Origin of the sequence: Escherichia sp. E14S1, from assembly GCF_004211995.1 — a bacterium.
Classification (GTDB): domain Bacteria; phylum Pseudomonadota; class Gammaproteobacteria; order Enterobacterales; family Enterobacteriaceae; genus Escherichia.
Window position 1 is genome coordinate 24,862 of the sequence record NZ_RHJQ01000012.1, and the last position, 17,293, is coordinate 42,154.

General features: G+C 49.4%; 17 protein-coding genes and 2 tRNA genes. 10 read left to right on the forward strand and 9 right to left on the reverse strand.

The genetic code is table 11. The annotated features are described in order from the left end of the window. Positions 1-38: 38 nt before the first annotated feature. Positions 39-386: a monothiol glutaredoxin 4 gene (gene grxD, locus D9734_RS13805; RefSeq protein ID WP_000108172.1), complete on the reverse strand. Its 348-nt coding sequence runs from the start codon at positions 384-386 to the stop codon at positions 39-41. 334 nt (positions 387-720) lie between these two features. On the opposite strand from grxD, the gene mepH reads away from it, so the two are divergent. Further along, the gene (mepH, locus tag D9734_RS13810; RefSeq protein ID WP_130208194.1) at positions 721-1,551 is read left to right on the forward strand and encodes a peptidoglycan DD-endopeptidase MepH; all 831 of its coding nucleotides are present in this window, start codon (positions 721-723) and stop codon (positions 1,549-1,551) included. A gap of 127 nt (positions 1,552-1,678) precedes the next feature. Beyond that, complete coding sequence (sodB, locus tag D9734_RS13815; protein ID WP_130208196.1) at positions 1,679-2,260, forward strand: superoxide dismutase [Fe]; 582 nt, start codon at positions 1,679-1,681, stop codon at positions 2,258-2,260. A gap of 145 nt (positions 2,261-2,405) precedes the next feature. Here sodB and D9734_RS13820 read toward each other — a convergent pair whose 3' ends face one another. Together D9734_RS13820 and cydH are read right to left on the reverse strand one after the other, a co-directional pair. Then, on the reverse strand, positions 2,406-3,575 hold the full coding sequence (locus D9734_RS13820) for an MFS transporter (RefSeq protein ID WP_130208198.1): 1,170 nt from the start codon (positions 3,573-3,575) through the stop codon (positions 2,406-2,408). A gap of 165 nt (positions 3,576-3,740) precedes the next feature. Further along, positions 3,741-3,830: a cytochrome bd-I accessory subunit CydH gene (gene cydH, locus D9734_RS13825; RefSeq protein ID WP_000102278.1), complete on the reverse strand. Its 90-nt coding sequence runs from the start codon at positions 3,828-3,830 to the stop codon at positions 3,741-3,743. A 298-nt stretch (positions 3,831-4,128) separates the two neighbouring features. On the opposite strand from cydH, the gene purR reads away from it, so the two are divergent. After that, positions 4,129-5,154 (forward strand): HTH-type transcriptional repressor PurR, encoded by a 1,026-nt coding sequence (purR, locus tag D9734_RS13830; RefSeq protein ID WP_000190978.1) that lies wholly within the window; start codon positions 4,129-4,131, stop codon positions 5,152-5,154. On the opposite strand, the gene punR is transcribed toward purR, so the two are convergent. Further along, positions 5,151-6,083 carry a DNA-binding transcriptional activator PunR gene (gene punR, locus D9734_RS13835; RefSeq protein ID WP_130208200.1) on the reverse strand — a complete coding sequence of 311 codons (933 nt, stop codon included), beginning with the start codon at positions 6,081-6,083 and terminating at the stop codon, positions 5,151-5,153. The two genes, purR and punR, sit on opposite strands and share 4 nt — an antisense overlap. Before the next feature lie 112 nt (positions 6,084-6,195). On the opposite strand from punR, the gene punC reads away from it, so the two are divergent. Together punC and cfa are read left to right on the forward strand one after the other, a co-directional pair. Next, a complete protein-coding gene (gene punC, locus D9734_RS13840) occupies positions 6,196-7,407 on the forward strand; it encodes a purine nucleoside transporter PunC (protein ID WP_130208202.1) in 1,212 nt (403 codons plus the stop codon). A 288-nt stretch (positions 7,408-7,695) separates the two neighbouring features. Continuing rightward, on the forward strand, positions 7,696-8,844 hold the full coding sequence (gene cfa, locus D9734_RS13845; protein ID WP_130208204.1) for a cyclopropane fatty acyl phospholipid synthase: 1,149 nt from the start codon (positions 7,696-7,698) through the stop codon (positions 8,842-8,844). Between the two features lie 51 nt (positions 8,845-8,895). Here cfa and D9734_RS13850 read toward each other — a convergent pair whose 3' ends face one another. After that, a complete protein-coding gene (locus tag D9734_RS13850; protein ID WP_064530047.1) occupies positions 8,896-9,513 on the reverse strand; it encodes a riboflavin synthase in 618 nt (205 codons plus the stop codon). Between the two features lie 215 nt (positions 9,514-9,728). On the opposite strand from D9734_RS13850, the gene mdtK reads away from it, so the two are divergent. Then, a complete protein-coding gene (gene mdtK, locus D9734_RS13855) occupies positions 9,729-11,102 on the forward strand; it encodes a multidrug efflux MATE transporter MdtK (protein WP_130208206.1) in 1,374 nt (457 codons plus the stop codon). Positions 11,103-11,140: 38 nt separating this feature from the next. On the opposite strand, the gene D9734_RS13860 is transcribed toward mdtK, so the two are convergent. After that, positions 11,141-12,397 carry an AIDA repeat-containing protein gene (locus D9734_RS13860; RefSeq protein WP_130208208.1) on the reverse strand — a complete coding sequence of 419 codons (1,257 nt, stop codon included), beginning with the start codon at positions 12,395-12,397 and terminating at the stop codon, positions 11,141-11,143. Positions 12,398-12,705: 308 nt separating this feature from the next. Here D9734_RS13860 and D9734_RS13865 point away from each other — a divergent pair. The 4 genes from D9734_RS13865 to D9734_RS13880 all read left to right on the forward strand — a co-directional run bounded on the left by D9734_RS13865 (position 12,706) and on the right by D9734_RS13880 (position 15,012). After that, positions 12,706-12,782: transfer RNA gene (locus D9734_RS13865), tRNA-Val, on the forward strand. A 4-nt stretch (positions 12,783-12,786) separates the two neighbouring features. Further along, positions 12,787-12,863: transfer RNA gene (locus D9734_RS13870), tRNA-Val, on the forward strand. A 113-nt stretch (positions 12,864-12,976) separates the two neighbouring features. Next, positions 12,977-13,282 (forward strand): monooxygenase, encoded by a 306-nt coding sequence (locus tag D9734_RS13875; protein ID WP_130208210.1) that lies wholly within the window; start codon positions 12,977-12,979, stop codon positions 13,280-13,282. A gap of 125 nt (positions 13,283-13,407) precedes the next feature. Next, entirely contained in the window at positions 13,408-15,012 is a 1,605-nt protein-coding gene (locus D9734_RS13880; RefSeq protein ID WP_130208212.1) for an FAD-NAD(P)-binding protein, read from the forward strand. A 10-nt stretch (positions 15,013-15,022) separates the two neighbouring features. Here D9734_RS13880 and ydhT read toward each other — a convergent pair whose 3' ends face one another. Genes ydhT through D9734_RS13895 form a run of 3 tightly spaced genes read right to left on the reverse strand, consistent with a single transcriptional unit; the run spans position 15,023 to position 17,289 of the window. Next, positions 15,023-15,835, reverse strand: a complete 813-nt coding sequence (gene ydhT / locus D9734_RS13885) for a protein YdhT (RefSeq protein ID WP_130208214.1) — start codon at positions 15,833-15,835, stop codon at positions 15,023-15,025. Between the two features lie 3 nt (positions 15,836-15,838). Beyond that, positions 15,839-16,624 carry a thiosulfate reductase cytochrome B subunit gene (gene phsC / locus D9734_RS13890; protein ID WP_130208216.1) on the reverse strand — a complete coding sequence of 262 codons (786 nt, stop codon included), beginning with the start codon at positions 16,622-16,624 and terminating at the stop codon, positions 15,839-15,841. Then, a complete protein-coding gene (locus D9734_RS13895) occupies positions 16,621-17,289 on the reverse strand; it encodes a 4Fe-4S dicluster domain-containing protein (protein ID WP_130208218.1) in 669 nt (222 codons plus the stop codon). The genes phsC and D9734_RS13895 overlap by 4 nt, the downstream gene beginning before the upstream one ends. Positions 17,290-17,293 lie beyond the last annotated feature (4 nt).

Below are 17,293 nucleotides of genomic sequence, written 5' to 3' on the forward strand. Positions count from 1 at the left end.
CGGATGCCGGTTAGCATCCGTCAGTATTGCGAAACGGATTATTCAGCATCCGGCTCTTCAGACTTGTATTTAGCAGCAGTTTCTTTGATCAGCTGCTGCAGTTCGCCACGCTGATACATTTCAATCACGATATCACAACCGCCTACCAGCTCGCCGTCAACCCACAGTTGCGGGAAAGTCGGCCAGTTAGCATATTTCGGCAGTTCCGCACGAATGTCCGGATTTTGCAGGATATCAACGTAGGCAAAACGTTCGCCACAAGCGGCAAGCGCCTGGACTGCCTGAGCAGAAAAACCGCAGCTCGGCAGTTTCGGTGAACCTTTCATGTACAGCAGGATCGGGTTTTCAGCAATCTGGCGTTGGATTTTTTCGATAGTGGTGCTCATTGTCTTGCTTCCTCAAACTTCTTTACGGCAGTAATCTGACATTGTAGCGGGTCAGTGCGGCATCGGAAAATAACATTTTCATCATGCTTTTGCTATTTTATCCCTTTGCTCTATTTGTTGCATTTCAAATATTCGTTTCTACTCTGCCACGCTGCAAGCTGGCGTATTTGTGACCATTTTTAGCTTTCACTGCTGCTTTTTTTTGCGCTCGCCGACGAAACGTATTTTTTAACAATAAAAGCTATTAACTTTCCCTTCTTCTATGCATTAGAATCATCAAGTTTTGTAAATCAGACGCAGGCATGATAGACCTGCCTTAACAGAGGGACGCTCAGTGGCGCGGATAAACCGTATTTCGATCACGCTCTGTGCTTTACTTTTTACCACCCTGCCTTTAATGCCTATGGCCTATGCTTCCAAGCAAGCCAGGGAGAGTTCTGCTACCACTCATATCACCAAAAAAGCAGATAAAAAGAAAAGCACGGCAACCACCAAAAAGACCAATAATAAAGCCAGTCAGAAAACCGCCAAAAAAGTCGCCAGTAAAAGTACGACCAAAAGCAAAACCGCTTCTTCCGTTAAAAAATCCTCCATTACCGCTTCTAAAAACGCTAAAACTCGAAGCAAAAATGTTGTCACTAAAACGGCGTCTGCCAGCTTTACGGAAAAGTGCACCAAACGTAAGGGCAATAAGTCACATTGCGTGAAAGTCAAAAATGCCGCCCCTGGCACTATTGCCGATGCGCACAAAGCCAAAGTTCAGAAAGCCACTAAAGTGGCGATGAATAAACTGATGCAGCAAATTGGCAAGCCATATCGTTGGGGCGGGAGTTCACCGCGTACCGGTTTTGATTGCAGTGGACTGGTTTATTACGCTTATAAAGACCTGGTTAAGATCCGTATTCCGCGCACGGCCAACGAAATGTATCACCTGCGCGATGCGGCACCTATCGATCGCAGTGAACTGAAAAACGGCGACCTGGTCTTCTTCCGCACGCAAGGGCGTGGGACTGCCGATCACGTAGGCGTGTACGTTGGCAATGGTAAATTTATTCAGTCACCACGCAGTGGTCAGGAAATTCAAATCACGTCGTTAAGTGAAGATTACTGGCAACGTCACTATGTTGGCGCTCGTCGGGTAATGACCCCAAAAACACTTCGCTAAAACTTTACCCTGTTGTTACGACAACAGGGTAAGTTCATCTTTTGTATCACCTTTTAATTTGCTACCCTATCCGTACTCACAATAAGGCTATTGTGCGTATACCAATGAATAATAAAGGAGAGTAGCAATGTCATTCGAATTACCTGCACTACCATATGCTAAAGACGCTCTGGTTCCGCACATTTCTGCGGAAACCATTGAGTATCACTACGGCAAACATCATCAGACTTATGTCACTAACCTGAACAACCTGATTAAAGGCACCGAGTTTGAAGGTAAATCACTGGAAGAGATTATTCGCAGCTCTGAAGGTGGCGTATTCAACAACGCAGCTCAGGTCTGGAACCACACTTTCTACTGGAACTGCCTGGCACCGAACGCCGGTGGCGAACCGACTGGCAAAGTCGCTGAAGCTATCGCCGCATCTTTCGGTAGCTTTGCCGATTTCAAAGCACAGTTTACTGACGCTGCGATCAAAAACTTTGGTTCTGGCTGGACCTGGCTGGTGAAAAACAGCGATGGCAAACTGGCTATCGTTTCTACCTCTAATGCTGGTACTCCGCTGACCACCGATGCGACCCCGCTGCTGACCGTTGATGTCTGGGAACACGCTTATTACATCGACTATCGCAATGCGCGTCCTGGCTATCTGGAGCACTTCTGGGCGCTGGTGAACTGGGAATTCGTAGCGAAAAATCTCGCTGCATAATAACTGATGGCAAATGCAACATTGCCTGATGCGCTACGCTTATCGGGTCTATCCGGATGAGGCGTTAACACCGCATCCGGCAAGATAAATCGCACTTTGCCTGCAAACTGTAACGCAGAAGGTATCCCCTTCTGCGTTTCGTTTATTAACTGTTGGCAACGCAAACTGCTTCAGGTTGTTTTCTGGCTGACATAAACACCAGCAACAATGCCAGTCCTGCGACAATTGCCCCCATCACCGGCACAAAACTGTACCCCAGACCACCCGAAATCACTGCGCCACCTGCCGCGGCACCCAGAGCATTGCCCAGGTTAAAGGCACCGATATTCACTGAGGAAGACAGCCCTGGCGCTTCGCTGGCAACTCGCATCACACGCATCTGTAACGGCGGTACCACCGCAAAGGTTGCTGCGCCCCACACCACCATGCTGATAGCCGCACCAAACTCATTACGCGCCAGGAACGGGATCGCCAGCATAATCACCATCAGCAGCAACAAAAAGCCTTTCAGCGTGCCGTTGACCGAACGGTCCGCCAGTTTACCGCCTAAATAGTTACCGATAGAAAACCCAACGCCAATCAGCACCAGCATGGCTGTTACGAACACCGGCGTTGCGTGGGTGATACTTTGCAGTACTGGTGAAATATAGGTGTAGAGCGTAAACATTGCCCCTGCCCCCAGTACCGTCGTCAGCAAGGCTGATAACACCTGCGGACGCATCAATACCGCCAGCTCTTTTTTCACTTCCGGACGCGCACCTGCGCCGCCTTTCGGTAACGAGAAGAACAGGCTAACCATTGAAATCACGCCCAGCCCCGCCGTTGCCAGAAACGACATCCGCCAGCCAATAGTTTCGCCAAGCCAGGTCGCCGCAGGAACACCGCCAATATTTGCCAGAGTTAAGCCCATAAACATAGTGGCGACGGCGCTGGCCTGTTTGTGTTTAGGCACAACGCTTGCGGCCACGACTGAACCCAAACCAAAGAATGCCCCGTGATTCAGACTGGTCAAAATGCGTGAAAGCATCAGCGTCATATAATCCGGCGCGATGGCGGAAAGCACGTTGCCAAGAGTGAAAATGGCCATCAGGAAAATAAGCGCACTGCGCCTGGCGCGATGAGACAGCAGTAATGTCATCAGCGGCGCGCCAACCATCACGCCAACCGCATAGGCGCTGATTAACATGCCCGCAGCAGGAATCGAGACATCCACACCGCGCGCAATGACGGGTAACAGGCCCATTGGCGAGAACTCCGTTGTCCCGATACCAAACGCGCCAACTGCCAGCGCCAACAACGGATAGTTAATTTTCATGCCTAATCTCCACCTCTTCGCGTCATTACACGATATTCATCAAAGTGGCGAAAGCATGACAGCAATCACAAAAAATTGAAAATAACAAAAAGGGAAAACACTTTTGCCATTTTGCTAACAAAAGGGAAGAGAGTGCGAGGGAGGATGCGCTCCCTCGAAGGGAAGTCAGTGCAGCGCGGCAGTCAAACCTACGGCCACGATCAAACCGAGGACAATAATGGTTGTTACCAGTGAAAATTTAAGATCGGTACTCATCAAGTTTTCTCCTTTTTTATTACCCTACAAAAAGTGATATTACGCATTTTTACACACTGTGAAGAAAAAATCTCCCGCCATTTATAATGATAAGTGTTTTTACCACTTCCCCTTTTCATCAAGATCGGCCAAAATTCCACGCTTACACTATTTGCGTACTGGCCATTGACCCCTTCCTGACGCTCTGTGTCGTTTTTCCGGCGTACCGCAACACTTTTGTTGCGCGTAAGGTGTGTAAAGGCAAACGTTTACCTTGCGATTTTGCAGGAGCTGAAGTTAGGGTCTGGAGTGAAATGGAATGGCAACAATAAAAGATGTAGCGAAGCGAGCAAACGTTTCCACTACAACTGTGTCACACGTTATAAACAAAACTCGTTTCGTCGCTGAAGAAACGCGCAACGCCGTGTGGGCAGCGATTAAAGAATTACACTACTCCCCTAGCGCGGTAGCGCGTAGCCTGAAGGTTAACCATACCAAGTCTATCGGCTTGCTGGCGACCAGCAGCGAAGCAGCCTATTTCGCGGAGATCATCGAAGCGGTTGAAAAAAATTGCTTCCAGAAAGGTTACACGCTGATCCTCGGAAACGCGTGGAACAATCTTGAGAAACAGAGAGCCTATCTGTCGATGATGGCGCAAAAACGCGTCGATGGCCTGCTGGTCATGTGTTCTGAGTATCCAGAACCGTTGCTGGCGATGCTGGAAGAGTATCGCCATATCCCGATGGTGGTAATGGACTGGGGCGAAGCAAAAGCCGACTTTACCGATGCGGTCATCGATAACGCGTTTGAAGGCGGCTACATGGCCGGACGCTATCTGATTGAACGCGGTCATCGCGAAATCGGCGTTATCCCTGGTCCTCTGGAACGTAATACCGGCGCGGGTCGTCTGGCAGGGTTTATGAAGGCGATGGAAGAAGCGATGATCAAGGTGCCGGAAAACTGGATTGTGCAGGGTGACTTTGAACCTGAATCGGGTTATCGCGCCATGCAACAAATCCTGTCGCAGCCACACCGCCCTACTGCGGTCTTCTGTGGCGGCGATATCATGGCAATGGGTGCACTTTGCGCTGCTGATGAAATGGGTCTGCGCGTACCGCAGGATGTTTCGCTGATCGGTTATGATAATGTGCGCAACGCCCGCTACTTTACCCCGGCGCTGACCACTATCCATCAGCCAAAAGATTCGCTGGGCGAAACGGCGTTCAACATGCTGTTGGACCGTATCGTCAACAAACGCGAAGAACCGCAGTCTATCGAAGTTCATCCGCGGCTTATTGAACGCCGCTCCGTAGCTGACGGTCCGTTCCGCGACTATCGTCGTTAATTATCCGTTGCGGGAGTCTCTTCCGGCTCCCGCAGCCACTCCTTATTCAGCGTCTCACTATCGCCAAGATACTCCAGCAACCAGGTTAACGCTGGCGACATATCATTCTGCTGCCATGTCAGACAACATGCCGAATCAGGGAATGGATTTTCCAGTTCTAACGCCACCCATTTTCCCTCATTAAGCCATGGTTTGGCGAAATGCGTCGGCACCATGCCTATGCATAAACCGGCCGAGATACAGGTTGCCGATGATTCCCAGTCAGGTACGACAAGCCTTTTTTGGTTATCCAGCAGCCAGGTAATTCGTTTTGGTAACGTCCGCGACGTGTCTTCGCGCACCAGCGACGGCCAGTTGCGCAACGTGTCATCGCTGAGCGGCCCATTCATCGACGCAAGCGGATGGTGGCGGGCAACAACACAACTCCAGCTCAACATCCCCATATCACGGAAGGCGTAACGGCCCCCAACCGGAATCGCTCGTGTCGCGCCAATCGCCAGTTCCACGCGCCCATCGGAAAGCGCATCCCAGACGCCGTTGAACACTTCCTGAAAAACCAGAAGTTCGACGTCATCAAAATGGCGATAGAAATCAACAATCATCTGCCGCGTGCGTTCTGGCCTGACAATATTATCTACCGCGATGGCTAACTGACCGCGCCAGCCGTTCGCTATCTGCTGACATTGTTGGCGAGTGATCTGCATTTTTTTGACAACAGATCGCCCTTCTTTGAGAAACCACGCCCCGGCAGCGGTCAGTTCCACGTCACGATGACGCCGTTCAAAAAGCGGTACCGCCAGCCACTCTTCCAGCTGACGTACGGTATAGCTGACCGCAGAAGGAACGCGATGCAACTCCTGGGCTGCAGCGCTGAAGCTGCCATTTCGCGCCACTGCATCAACCACTTCGAGAGAATACTCAGACCACATAGTTTGCCTGCAAAATTTTTGAAACCAGTCATCAAATATTACCGTTTCACAACAGGAATTTCACTCCCTACACTTTGCGACGGTGTTTAATTGAGGAATTTAGAGAATATACATGCAACCTGGGAAAAGATTTTTAGTCTGGCTGGCGGGTTTGAGCGTACTCGGTTTTCTGGCAACCGATATGTATCTGCCCGCTTTCGCCGCCATTCAGGCCGACCTGCAAACGCCTGCGTCTGCTGTCAGTGCCAGCCTTAGTCTGTTCCTTGCCGGTTTTGCCGCTGCCCAGCTCCTGTGGGGGCCGCTCTCCGATCGTTATGGTCGTAAACCTGTGTTATTGATCGGCCTGACAATTTTTGCGCTGGGTAGTCTGGGAATGTTATGGGTGGAAAACGCTGCCACGCTGCTGGTATTGCGTTTTGTGCAAGCTGTTGGTGTCTGTGCCGCGGCCGTTATCTGGCAGGCATTGGTGACGGATTACTATCCTTCACAAAAAGTTAACCGTATTTTTGCGACCATTATGCCTTTAGTGGGGCTTTCTCCGGCGCTTGCTCCGCTGTTAGGTAGCTGGCTGCTGGTCCATTTTTCCTGGCAGGCGATTTTCGCCACTCTGTTTGCCATTGCCGTAGTGCTGATTCTGCCCATTTTCTGGCTTAAACCCACCACGAAAGCACGCAATGATAGTCAGGATGGACTGACCTTTACCGATCTGCTGCGTTCAAAAACCTATCGCGGGAATGTGCTGATTTATGCGGCCTGTTCAGCCAGTTTCTTTGCCTGGCTAACCGGTTCACCGTTTATCCTCAGCGAAATGGGCTACAGTCCGGCAGTAATCGGATTAAGTTATGTTCCGCAAACCATCGCGTTTCTTATTGGTGGTTACGGCTGTCGCGCCGCATTGCAGAAATGGCAGGGTAAGCAGTTGTTACCGTGGCTGCTGGCGCTGTTTGCCGTCAGCGTGGTAGCAACCTGGGCTGCGGGCTTCATTAGCCATGTGTCGCTGGCCGAAATTCTGATCCCATTCTGTGTGATGGCCATTGCCAACGGGGCAATCTACCCGATTGTGGTCGCCCAGGCGCTACGCCCCTTCCCGCATGCGACTGGCCGCGCTGCTGCATTGCAGAATACCCTGCAATTGGGTCTGTGCTTCCTCGCAAGCCTGGGGGTTTCCTGGCTCATCAGCGTCAGCACGCCACTGTTCACCACCACCAGCGTGATGTTATCGACCGTGGTGCTGGTTGCTATCGGCTATAAGATGCAACATCAACCTGAATCTCACTGCCAGAATCATGGCGAGACGGAAGTCGCACATAGTGAATCACATTGATCTATAGCGATATCGTTATACTTAGGCTGCTAACAAAATTTTGTTGTATGATTGAGATTAGCAGCCTATACTGAGTTCCAGTTGTTAATATTACGATAAATATTATGTTTTTACGGGGACAGGAGCGTTCCCGGGTCACTATGGATGGTCATTTCGGCAAGGGTTCCTCCTTTCCTCTGTTCTACGTCGGATTATAGACTCGCGGTTTTCCTGCGAGATTTCTCACAAAGCCCAAAAAGCGTCTACGCTGTTTTAAGGTTCTGATCACCGACCAGTGATGGAGAAACTATGAGTTCATCGTGTATAGAAGAAGTCAGCGTACCGGATGACAACTGGTACCGTATCGCCAACGAATTACTTAGCCGTGCAGGCATCGCCATTAATGGCTCTGCCCCGGCAGATATTCGAGTTAAAAACCCCGATTTTTTTAAACGCGTTCTACAGGAAGGATCGTTGGGGTTAGGCGAAAGTTATATGGATGGCTGGTGGGAATGTGACCGACTGGATATGTTTTTTAGCAAAGTCTTACGCGCTGGGCTTGAAAACCAACTCCCCCATCATTTTAAAGACACACTGCGCATTGCTGGCGCACGGCTCTTCAATCTGCAAAGTAAAAAACGTGCCTGGATAGTAGGTAAAGAGCATTACGACCTTGGTAATGACCTGTTCAGCCGTATGCTGGATCCCTTCATGCAGTATTCCTGCGCTTACTGGAAAGATGCCTATAATCTGGAATCTGCCCAACAAGCGAAGCTCAAAATGATTTGTGAAAAGTTGCAGTTAAAACCGGGCATGCGGGTTCTGGATATCGGCTGCGGTTGGGGCGGGCTGGCGCATTACATGGCGTCTAATTATGACGTAAGTGTGGTTGGTGTCACGATTTCTGCCGAACAACAGAAAATGGCCCAGGAACGCTGCGCAGGTCTGGATGTCACCATTTTGCTACAGGATTACCGTGACCTGAACGACCAGTTTGACCGTATTGTTTCGGTTGGTATGTTCGAGCACGTCGGACCGAAAAATTACGATACCTATTTTGAGGTGGTGGATCGTAATCTGAAGCCAGAAGGGATTTTCCTGCTACATACTATCGGCTCGAAAAAAACCGATCTGAATGTTGACCCGTGGATTAACAAATATATTTTCCCGAATGGTTGCCTGCCTTCTGTACGCCAGATTGCGCAATCCAGTGAACCACACTTTGTGATGGAAGACTGGCATAACTTTGGCGCTGACTATGACACTACGTTGATGGCCTGGTATGAACGATTCCTCGCCGCCTGGCCGGAAATTGCCGATAACTACAGTGAACGCTTTAAACGGATGTTTACGTATTATCTGAATGCTTGCGCTGGTGCCTTCCGCGCCCGTGATATCCAGCTCTGGCAAGTGGTGTTCTCACGTGGGGTCGAAAGCGGCCTTCGCGTGGCGCGTTAAGTATTATTTCATCGCCCCCATTTTGGGGGCGATGTCATTTCAAACGCAGCTTTATTTCTTTTCCCGTGCCGCCAACACACGTTCAACAGTATCTACCACGGCCTGAGTTTGCGGATCGATTTCGATATTGACGCGTGCACCGAGTTTTTTCTTACCGAGAGTGGTACGTTCCAGCGTTTCCGGAATTAAATGCACACAAAAGCGGGTCGCTGTCACTTCACCAACCGTCAGACTGATGCCATCAATACCAATAAACCCTTTATACAGGATATATTTCATTAACTGCTCATCCTGTACTTTGAACCAGATCTGGTGGTTATTTTCTGATGTTATTATTTTCGATACTTCTGCGGTGGTCATAATATGACCTGACATTAAATGTCCGCCGATTTCATCGCTGAATTTCGCCGCGCGTTCTACGTTTACCCAATCCCCAACGTTTAAATCGCCAAGGTTTGTTATTCGTAACGTTTCTTTCATCAGATCAAAACTGATACGGTTGCCGTTAATTTCCGTTACGGTCAGGCAGCAACCGTTATGCGCGACTGAAGCACCTGTCTCCAGACCATCCAACATGTAATCAGGTAATTCCACTACATGGGTTCGAAAATTTGCTTTCTCGTCAATCGACACCAACTTCGCGGTGCCCTGCACTATCCCCGTAAACATACTTACAACTCCTGAAATCAGTTAGGACATTCTGTTCAGCACAATAGCAGGTGGGAAACGTCCTTACCAGTAAAGGGGGTTGAGTGGTTATTTTTTCACTGGAGAATTAATAAATCCTCGCTACAATAGACTGAATTTCCCCTGCTTCTTCTTTTTGCTGCCCATTCAGGCGGTTTTTTAGTCTCTCATATAACAACAATATAAAAGGTGTTCACGTGCAGAAATACATTAGTGAAGCGCGTCTGTTATTAGCATTAGCAATCCCGGTGATTCTCGCGCAAATCGCCCAAACAGCTATGGGTTTTGTCGATACCGTCATGGCGGGCGGCTATAGCGCCACCGACATGGCGGCAGTCGCCATTGGTACTTCTATCTGGCTCCCGGCGATTCTTTTCGGTCACGGACTGCTGCTGGCAATGACGCCAGTCATCGCGCAATTGAATGGTTCCGGTCGCCGTGAACGTATTGCGCATCAGGTGCGACAAGGTTTCTGGCTGGCCGGTTTCGTCTCCGTGCTTATTATGCTGGTGCTGTGGAATGCGGGTTATATCATCCGCTCCATGCAAAATATCGATCCGGCCCTCGCCGATAAAGCAGTGGGTTATCTGCGTGCACTATTGTGGGGGGCTCCGGGCTATCTGTTCTTCCAGGTCGCTCGTAACCAGTGTGAAGGTTTGGCAAAAACCAAGCCGGGCATGGTAATGGGCTTTATTGGCCTGCTGGTGAACATTCCGGTTAACTATATCTTCATTTACGGTCACTTCGGTATGCCTGAACTCGGTGGCGTCGGCTGTGGTGTGGCGACTGCGGCGGTGTACTGGGTAATGTTCCTTGCTATGGTTTCCTATATTAAGCATGCCCGTTCTATGCGCGATATCCGCAACGAAAAAGGCACCGCTAAACCAGATCCGGCGGTAATGAAAAGACTTGTGCAACTGGGTTTACCTATCGCGCTGGCCCTGTTCTTTGAAGTAACACTGTTTGCGGTGGTTGCGCTGTTGGTATCTCCGCTCGGTATTGTCGATGTGGCAGGCCACCAGATTGCCCTGAACTTTAGTTCGCTGATGTTCGTTCTTCCGATGTCGCTGGCAGCGGCTGTGACTATCCGTGTGGGTTATCGTCTGGGTCAGGGTTCCACGCTGGATGCGCAAACTGCTGCACGAACCGGGCTTATGGTTGGCGTCTGTATGGCAACGATGACGGCAATTTTCACAATCTCGCTGCGGGAGCAGATCGCTCTTCTGTATAACGATAATCCAGAAGTTGTGACACTGGCTGCTCACCTCATGTTGCTGGCGGCGGTGTATCAGATTTCTGACTCGATACAGGTAATCGGTAGCGGGATTTTGCGTGGTTATAAAGATACGCGATCTATTTTTTACATTACCTTTATCGCGTATTGGGTGTTGGGCTTACCAAGTGGCTATATTCTGGCATTGACCAATCTGGTAGTTGAGCCGATGGGGCCGGCAGGTTTCTGGATAGGCTTTATTATCGGTCTGACTTCTGCTGCCATTATGATGATGCTACGTATGCGTTTCTTGCAACGTCTACCATCGGCTATCATTTTGCAACGTGCATCTCGATAAAAAAATGAGGCGCAATCCGCAAAGATTGCGCCTTAATTTTAGGCTGGCTGGAGCGTTGCGCCAATGCCATCTTCGTCCGGCTGCAATTTAAGTGCGCTGCAAATAGGCTGCCAACTGGCATCCGTTATCTCAACGTGAATATCACCGCTGACTTCCCCTTTCACACTGATGAATTCTGGAGAAATTTCTTTCGCACTGGTTTGCAGGCAAATCGTTCCTTCTCCTCGCAGACGTTTCACCTTCAACTGCACAGACGTTGCTGTTGACGTTATCAGCCACACTTTTCCACCATCGAGATTCAGGTTGCCAACATAGAAAGTGACATTGTCACCTTTAACCGTGCTGCCATCGAGGATCAACATGCCTTCCTGCTGGACCGTAATCGTTGATTGTTTCAGATCAGCGCCATAGCCAACAATCATAGAAGCGCCGTCCTGTAATGCAACGCTCCCCGTAAGTTCAACCGGAGCACAGTCTTCTTCTACGACGAATTTTTCATCCGCACTGGTGGGAGACATCACAATCACTGTCCCACTTTGTACCACTGCATTTTCCAGCGTACCGGCATGCACTTCAGCCCGCCCACCGGTTTTAACTGTCAGGTTTTTAGTCTTACCAGAACTGTAGAGTTGCAGACCGTCTGTCCCCAGGCGATAAACGGCGCCATTCTCAACGATGGTATGAATGTCTTCGCCGCCGAGATTATTCATGGTGCCACCCGCAATCAGCGTATCACTGGCTTTACCTGCCAGCATAAAAACGCCACCGTGGTTTATCTCACCATTGATGGCTTCTCCACCAGGGTAAACCAACAGTTCACCACCTTGATCTACAACAACTGCTGATGCTGTTCCGTTGACCAACAAACCACCATCCTGATCCAGAATGATTTTTTCCGCGCGATGGCCCTCCAGTACCCGCAGATTACCGCCATTCTCCAGCAATAAACCGCAGGCATAGCCCTGATCAACGCTAAATTCACCTTCGGGATGGCGGCCATTAACAGTCGCGAGCGTTGAGAGGCTAATCGCTCCACCGTCTGACTGAACAATGTCAGTGGCTATTGCGCCGTCACCGACTGATAACGTGCCATTGTTGCTGTACTGTGTACATTTGGCGATTCCACCAGTTTCAACTTTCAGCCAGCCAGCGTCTGTGACCACGGTATTTTCTGCTCTTCCGCCTGCCTCAACAATCAACTCGCCATCAGTAAGTTGAGTCGCGCCGATAACGTCTCCAGCATGAACAATTTGCACTTTCCCGTCGCTAATCAAGTTTTTTGCATCAGATCCCATGACTTATTCCTATGCTGCATCTGTGTGCCTTTATCGCTACCTAAGTGTAAAGGCTACGAAGGATTTATCCACGATAGAATTGATATGGTGGCAAAGTCTCTGTTTTACATTGTGAGTCGAGGGATAATCGGCTGTATCAAATCTAAATATGATCTCTGGCCAAAAATCGCCCTTGCAAATCAACAAAATATCGCCAATTTGCTTAAAAGCTCTGCAAACGATAGAAATAGCGCAGAAAATTACGATTTGCCTCTTGCCACCTTCACGCTCTGCCGCTAATATTCGTCCCCGTTGTCACCTACAACGTTGCGTTCATAGCTCAGTTGGTTAGAGCACCACCTTGACATGGTGGGGGTCGTTGGTTCGAGTCCAATTGAACGCACCATCCTGCGTCCGTAGCTCAGTTGGTTAGAGCACCACCTTGACATGGTGGGGGTCGGTGGTTCGAGTCCACTCGGACGCACCAGATTTTCTTAATCTGGTCTTTTCTTCCCTTTTGTTTCTCCTGCTTCTTCTCTGTATCCAATACGTTAAAAGTTTTACACTATCCTCGTATGCGTTATCAGAAGGAGAATAGCTATGGCAACTTTATTACAACTTCATTTTGCTTTTAATGGCCCCTTTGGCGACGAAATGGCTGAGCAACTAAAACCGCTTGCCGAGTCGATTAATCAGGAACCCGGTTTTCTGTGGAAGGTGTGGACAGAAAGTGAAAAGAACCATGAAGCCGGTGGGATCTACCTTTTTACCGATGAAAAAAGCGCCCTGGCTTATCTGGACAAACATACTGCCCGCCTGAAAAATCTTGGTGTCGCAGAAGTTATTGCCAAAGTTTTCGATGTCAATGAGTCACTGAGTCAAATCAATCAGGCAAAACTGGCCTGACACAGATTAATGAAGGGCGATACGCGCCCTTTTCGTCCCCGTCTGAAATTTCTCCTTTTCTAAATATTTCCACCACACTTACCTGATAACACCAAATTCAAAAAAATGCATACAGGTAAGTAACAATGAAAAAAATTGCCATTGTGGGTACCGGACCAACAGGGATCTACACTTTCCTCTCGCTTTTGCAGCAACAAACGCCACTCTCCATTTCTCTCTTCGAGCAAGCCGACGAGGCTGGTGTCGGTATGCCGTACAATGATGAAGAAAACTCTAAAATGATGCTGGCAAATATTGCCAGCATTGAAATACCGCCGATTTATTGTACTTATCTGGAATGGTTGCAAGAGCAAGATGCCAGCCATCTGCAACGTTATGGCGTTAAAAAGGAAAGCTTGCACGATCGCCAGTTTTTGCCGAGGATTTTGTTAGGAGAATATTTCCGTGATCGCTTTTTACGGTTGGTAGAACAAGCTCGGCAGCAGCAATTTGAAATCAACGTTTATGAATCTTGCCAGGTGACTGATCTGCAAGTCACAGACTCTGGCGTGCTTATCTTCACAGTTCGGGATTTGCCAGTTGAGACGTTTGATTTAGCCGTAATAGCCACCGGTCACGTCTGGCCTGACGAAGAACAAGCAAGCCGAACATATTTCCCCAGCCCGTGGTCAGGGTTAATGGAAGCGAAAATTGAAGCCTGTCGCGTGGGCATTATGGGAACATCCTTGAGCGGGCTGGATGCCGCAATGGCGGTTGCTATCCAGCATGGTTCCTTTATTGAAAAAGATAATCAACGCATTCTGTTTCAGCGCGATAGCGACAGTGAAAAACTCAGTATTACATTAATGTCACGCACAGGTATTTTGCCAGAAGCCGATTTCTATTGCCCAATTCCCTACGAACCTCTACGCATTGTCACTGAACATTCCCTGAACGCGGAAATTGAAAAAGGTACACAGGGTCTTCTGGACCGGGTATTTAAACTTATATTGAAAGAGATTACTGCGGCTGATCCTGACTGGAGCCAACATATTGCGATAGAGGACCTGAATGTCGATACCTTCGCGCTGGCCTGGTTTGCTGACCGTAAACAGCATGACCCATTTGCCTGGGCAGAAAAAAACTTAGCAGAAGTCGAGCGAAATAAACGTGAAAAACATACCGTTCCCTGGCGTTATGTCATTCTTCGCCTGCATGAAGCCGTACAGGAAATTGTTCCGCATCTGAATGAGCACGACCATAAACGGTTCAGTAAAGGCCTTGCCAGAGTATTTATCGACAATTATGCAGCTATTCCTTCTGAATCTATAAAGCGCTTACTGGCTTTGCGCGAGGCGGGAATTATCCATATTCTCGCTCTCGGTGAGGAATACAATATGGAAATCGACAAAACGCACACAATGCTGAAAACAGCGGACAACAGCTACTCGTTTGACGTTTTTATTGATGCTCGTGGGCAGCGCCCGCTCAAAGTGAAAGACATTCCTTTCCCTGGACTACGTGCACAGCTACAGAAAACAGGCGATGAAATCCCTGATGTCGGTGAAGATTATACGCTACAGCAACCGGAAGAAGTTCGTGGTCGCGTGGCGTTCGGCGCGTTGCCTTGGTTAATGCACGATCGGCCTTTCGTTCAGGGGCTTACGGCTTGTGCTGAAATTGGTGAGGCTATGGCGCAGGCCGTCGTTAAGCCAGCATCCCGCGCACGCCGACGTCTGTCGTTTGATTAAGGTAAAAGAGTCAGCATTCCACAAATTGATGCTGCTCATTCAGACGATAGCGAACTCCAGCGCGAATATTATTTTCACCTTCAACGGCTACGGCAAAGCGCACTCTTTCGCCGTCATGATACGCCAGCGCGGCGCTGCCTCCTGGCCCGAGAATAATTGAATCCACCACGCCCGCACTCACTACCGTTGAATTTTCACCGCTGGCGATGATATGAACGTTATCGCCGCTGTTGGCAATCCTGGCGTTTGCGCCAAAGCTGGCGATTTGCACCAGATCGCCATTACTGGCGACATGACACCGTTCACCCAATGTACAAACGCGTACTCGCATTCCGGTATTCGCAATACGACTGCTGTCTCCGGCGCTGCTTATCCGCGAGGAATTACCGGTTACAGCAACACGAGCACGTTCACCTGAGCTACCGATATGGCTGTTAAAGCCGACACTGCCAATCCGCACGCTATAACCCATGCTGGCAATTTGCGCAGCATACCCCACGGTAGCGATTCTGGCGTTATCCTCACAACAGCCGACGCGTGCGTGATCGTCGGCCCGGGCGAACTGACTGCAAAAGGGTATCTCTACGGGGCCTTTGGCCAGTTTTTGCATTGAGGAAACTTCCTGACGGGCGAAATTTTCGTCTGCCAGCCATTTTTTCCAGGCGTACTCAACCAGACTTTCCGCCCAGTCGGTAAACCCTTCGCCAATCAGGGCGTGGTGAATATCGGCATAAATTCCACCTTGCGGAAAACGGCGCAGAAACCAGCGGTACATAACCGCGCCTACACGCCACTCTCGCAGATCAGCTCGTGTAATGATCATTCGTTAATGCCGGTGATAGCCATCGACCATACATTTAAAAGTTTCGTGCGGAGTACGCCCCGTGGTGCAAAGATAGAGATGGCCGAAGATAAAAAAGAGGCTTATAACTGCCAGAGCAAAATGCGCCTGCAATAACCAGTATCTTACGCCAGGGAACACGTCCCCCACGGTTTGCGGGTAAAGGCATAGCAGCCCCGTCAACAATAACAGCGGCAGCAATCCATACATCACACCAACATAAGCTGCCTGCTGCAATGGATTGAATTTAGACTGTGTTGTTGCAGGAAATGGATGATCTTCCCCTTGCATAATTCCAAGCAGATAAAACCGCGTTTGTTTAGCCGCTCGCCCCAGCCAGCCCTGACGACGGATAATGTAGTGATGACCATTACCCCCAACGGCATTAATGAGAACAAAGCCAAGCCAGCATGCCAGTAGCAGGAATCCACAAACTTCATGTACGGCAACCAGACTTTTGACTGCAGCAACGCTCACCAGCGCAAAGTGATTGATTAGCCCACTTGCCAGCAACAAGACAAAGAGTAACGCATTCGACCAGTGCCATAATCTCACCGCCTTGCTGTAGAGATAAACCTTCTCGCCATGACCAGTGGTGGATTTCTTTATACCACGAGCGCGAAGCAAGGCGTGAAGCCCCAACACTAACCACATCCCGACCAGCAACAGCCCGGCAATGACCAACCACACAGGCCAAAATTCGGGAGAAAACTGCGGTACATAGTTCGCCAACTGGTTATGAAATTGTTCAGCATTTTGCGACGGGTTCATACATTTTCCTTTTTAATCAAATGTTGACCGAACCGGCGATACAGATGCGGTTTCCCGGCACCAGGCAGCTGATATTGATAGTATTTATTTTCCTGTAACCACGCCTGAATTTCTGGGCTATCTTCGCGACCAAAGATCAACGCATGTTCCGGACAGGCGCTAACGCAGATGGGCGGAAAACCTTTTGCCAGCCGTGACTCAGCACAGAAATCACATTTATCCGCCACTTTGGTCAGTGGATTAAGGTAACGAACCTGATACGGGCATGCGCCGATGCAGTAGCTACAGCCAATGCATTGTGATTTTTCTACCCGCACGATCCCCTGTTCATCACGCCACGATGCCCCTGTGGGGCAAACGTCGATGCAAGGAGCATCTTCACAGTGCTGGCATGACTGGCGAAAAAAGTGATACAGCGTTTCGTTATTGTTATCGGTGACCGGGATATGCGCGATAGACAAACGACTTCCCTGTGCCGGTACATGGTTAGTTTTACGGCATGCTCTGGCGCAAATATTACAGCCATTGCACCGTGATTCATCGTGAATCATGGCATATCGAACTTCCTTTCCTTGTCTGGTGTTCGCTAACAAAGAAGGTGCTGAACCGGTAAAAAAGATTACCGTTCCCATCCCCAGAACAAATTTGCGTCGAGTGAAGGACATCTTA

Coding starts and splice junctions, on each gene's coding strand:
- grxD (WP_000108172.1), bottom strand. CDS start 386: ATGAGCACCACTATCGAAAAAATCCAACGCCAGATTGCTGAAAACCCG.
- sodB (WP_130208196.1), top strand. CDS start 1,679: ATGTCATTCGAATTACCTGCACTACCATATGCTAAAGACGCTCTGGTT.
- D9734_RS13820 (WP_130208198.1), bottom strand. CDS start 3,575: ATGAAAATTAACTATCCGTTGTTGGCGCTGGCAGTTGGCGCGTTTGGT.
- cydH (WP_000102278.1), bottom strand. CDS start 3,830: ATGAGTACCGATCTTAAATTTTCACTGGTAACAACCATTATTGTCCTC.
- purR (WP_000190978.1), top strand. CDS start 4,129: ATGGCAACAATAAAAGATGTAGCGAAGCGAGCAAACGTTTCCACTACA.
- punR (WP_130208200.1), bottom strand. CDS start 6,083: ATGTGGTCTGAGTATTCTCTCGAAGTGGTTGATGCAGTGGCGCGAAAT.
- punC (WP_130208202.1), top strand. CDS start 6,196: ATGCAACCTGGGAAAAGATTTTTAGTCTGGCTGGCGGGTTTGAGCGTA.
- cfa (WP_130208204.1), top strand. CDS start 7,696: ATGAGTTCATCGTGTATAGAAGAAGTCAGCGTACCGGATGACAACTGG.
- D9734_RS13850 (WP_064530047.1), bottom strand. CDS start 9,513: ATGTTTACGGGGATAGTGCAGGGCACCGCGAAGTTGGTGTCGATTGAC.
- D9734_RS13860 (WP_130208208.1), bottom strand. CDS start 12,397: ATGGGATCTGATGCAAAAAACTTGATTAGCGACGGGAAAGTGCAAATT.
- D9734_RS13875 (WP_130208210.1), top strand. CDS start 12,977: ATGGCAACTTTATTACAACTTCATTTTGCTTTTAATGGCCCCTTTGGC.
- D9734_RS13880 (WP_130208212.1), top strand. CDS start 13,408: ATGAAAAAAATTGCCATTGTGGGTACCGGACCAACAGGGATCTACACT.
- ydhT (WP_130208214.1), bottom strand. CDS start 15,835: ATGATCATTACACGAGCTGATCTGCGAGAGTGGCGTGTAGGCGCGGTT.
- phsC (WP_130208216.1), bottom strand. CDS start 16,624: ATGAACCCGTCGCAAAATGCTGAACAATTTCATAACCAGTTGGCGAAC.
- D9734_RS13895 (WP_130208218.1), bottom strand. CDS start 17,289: ATGTCCTTCACTCGACGCAAATTTGTTCTGGGGATGGGAACGGTAATC.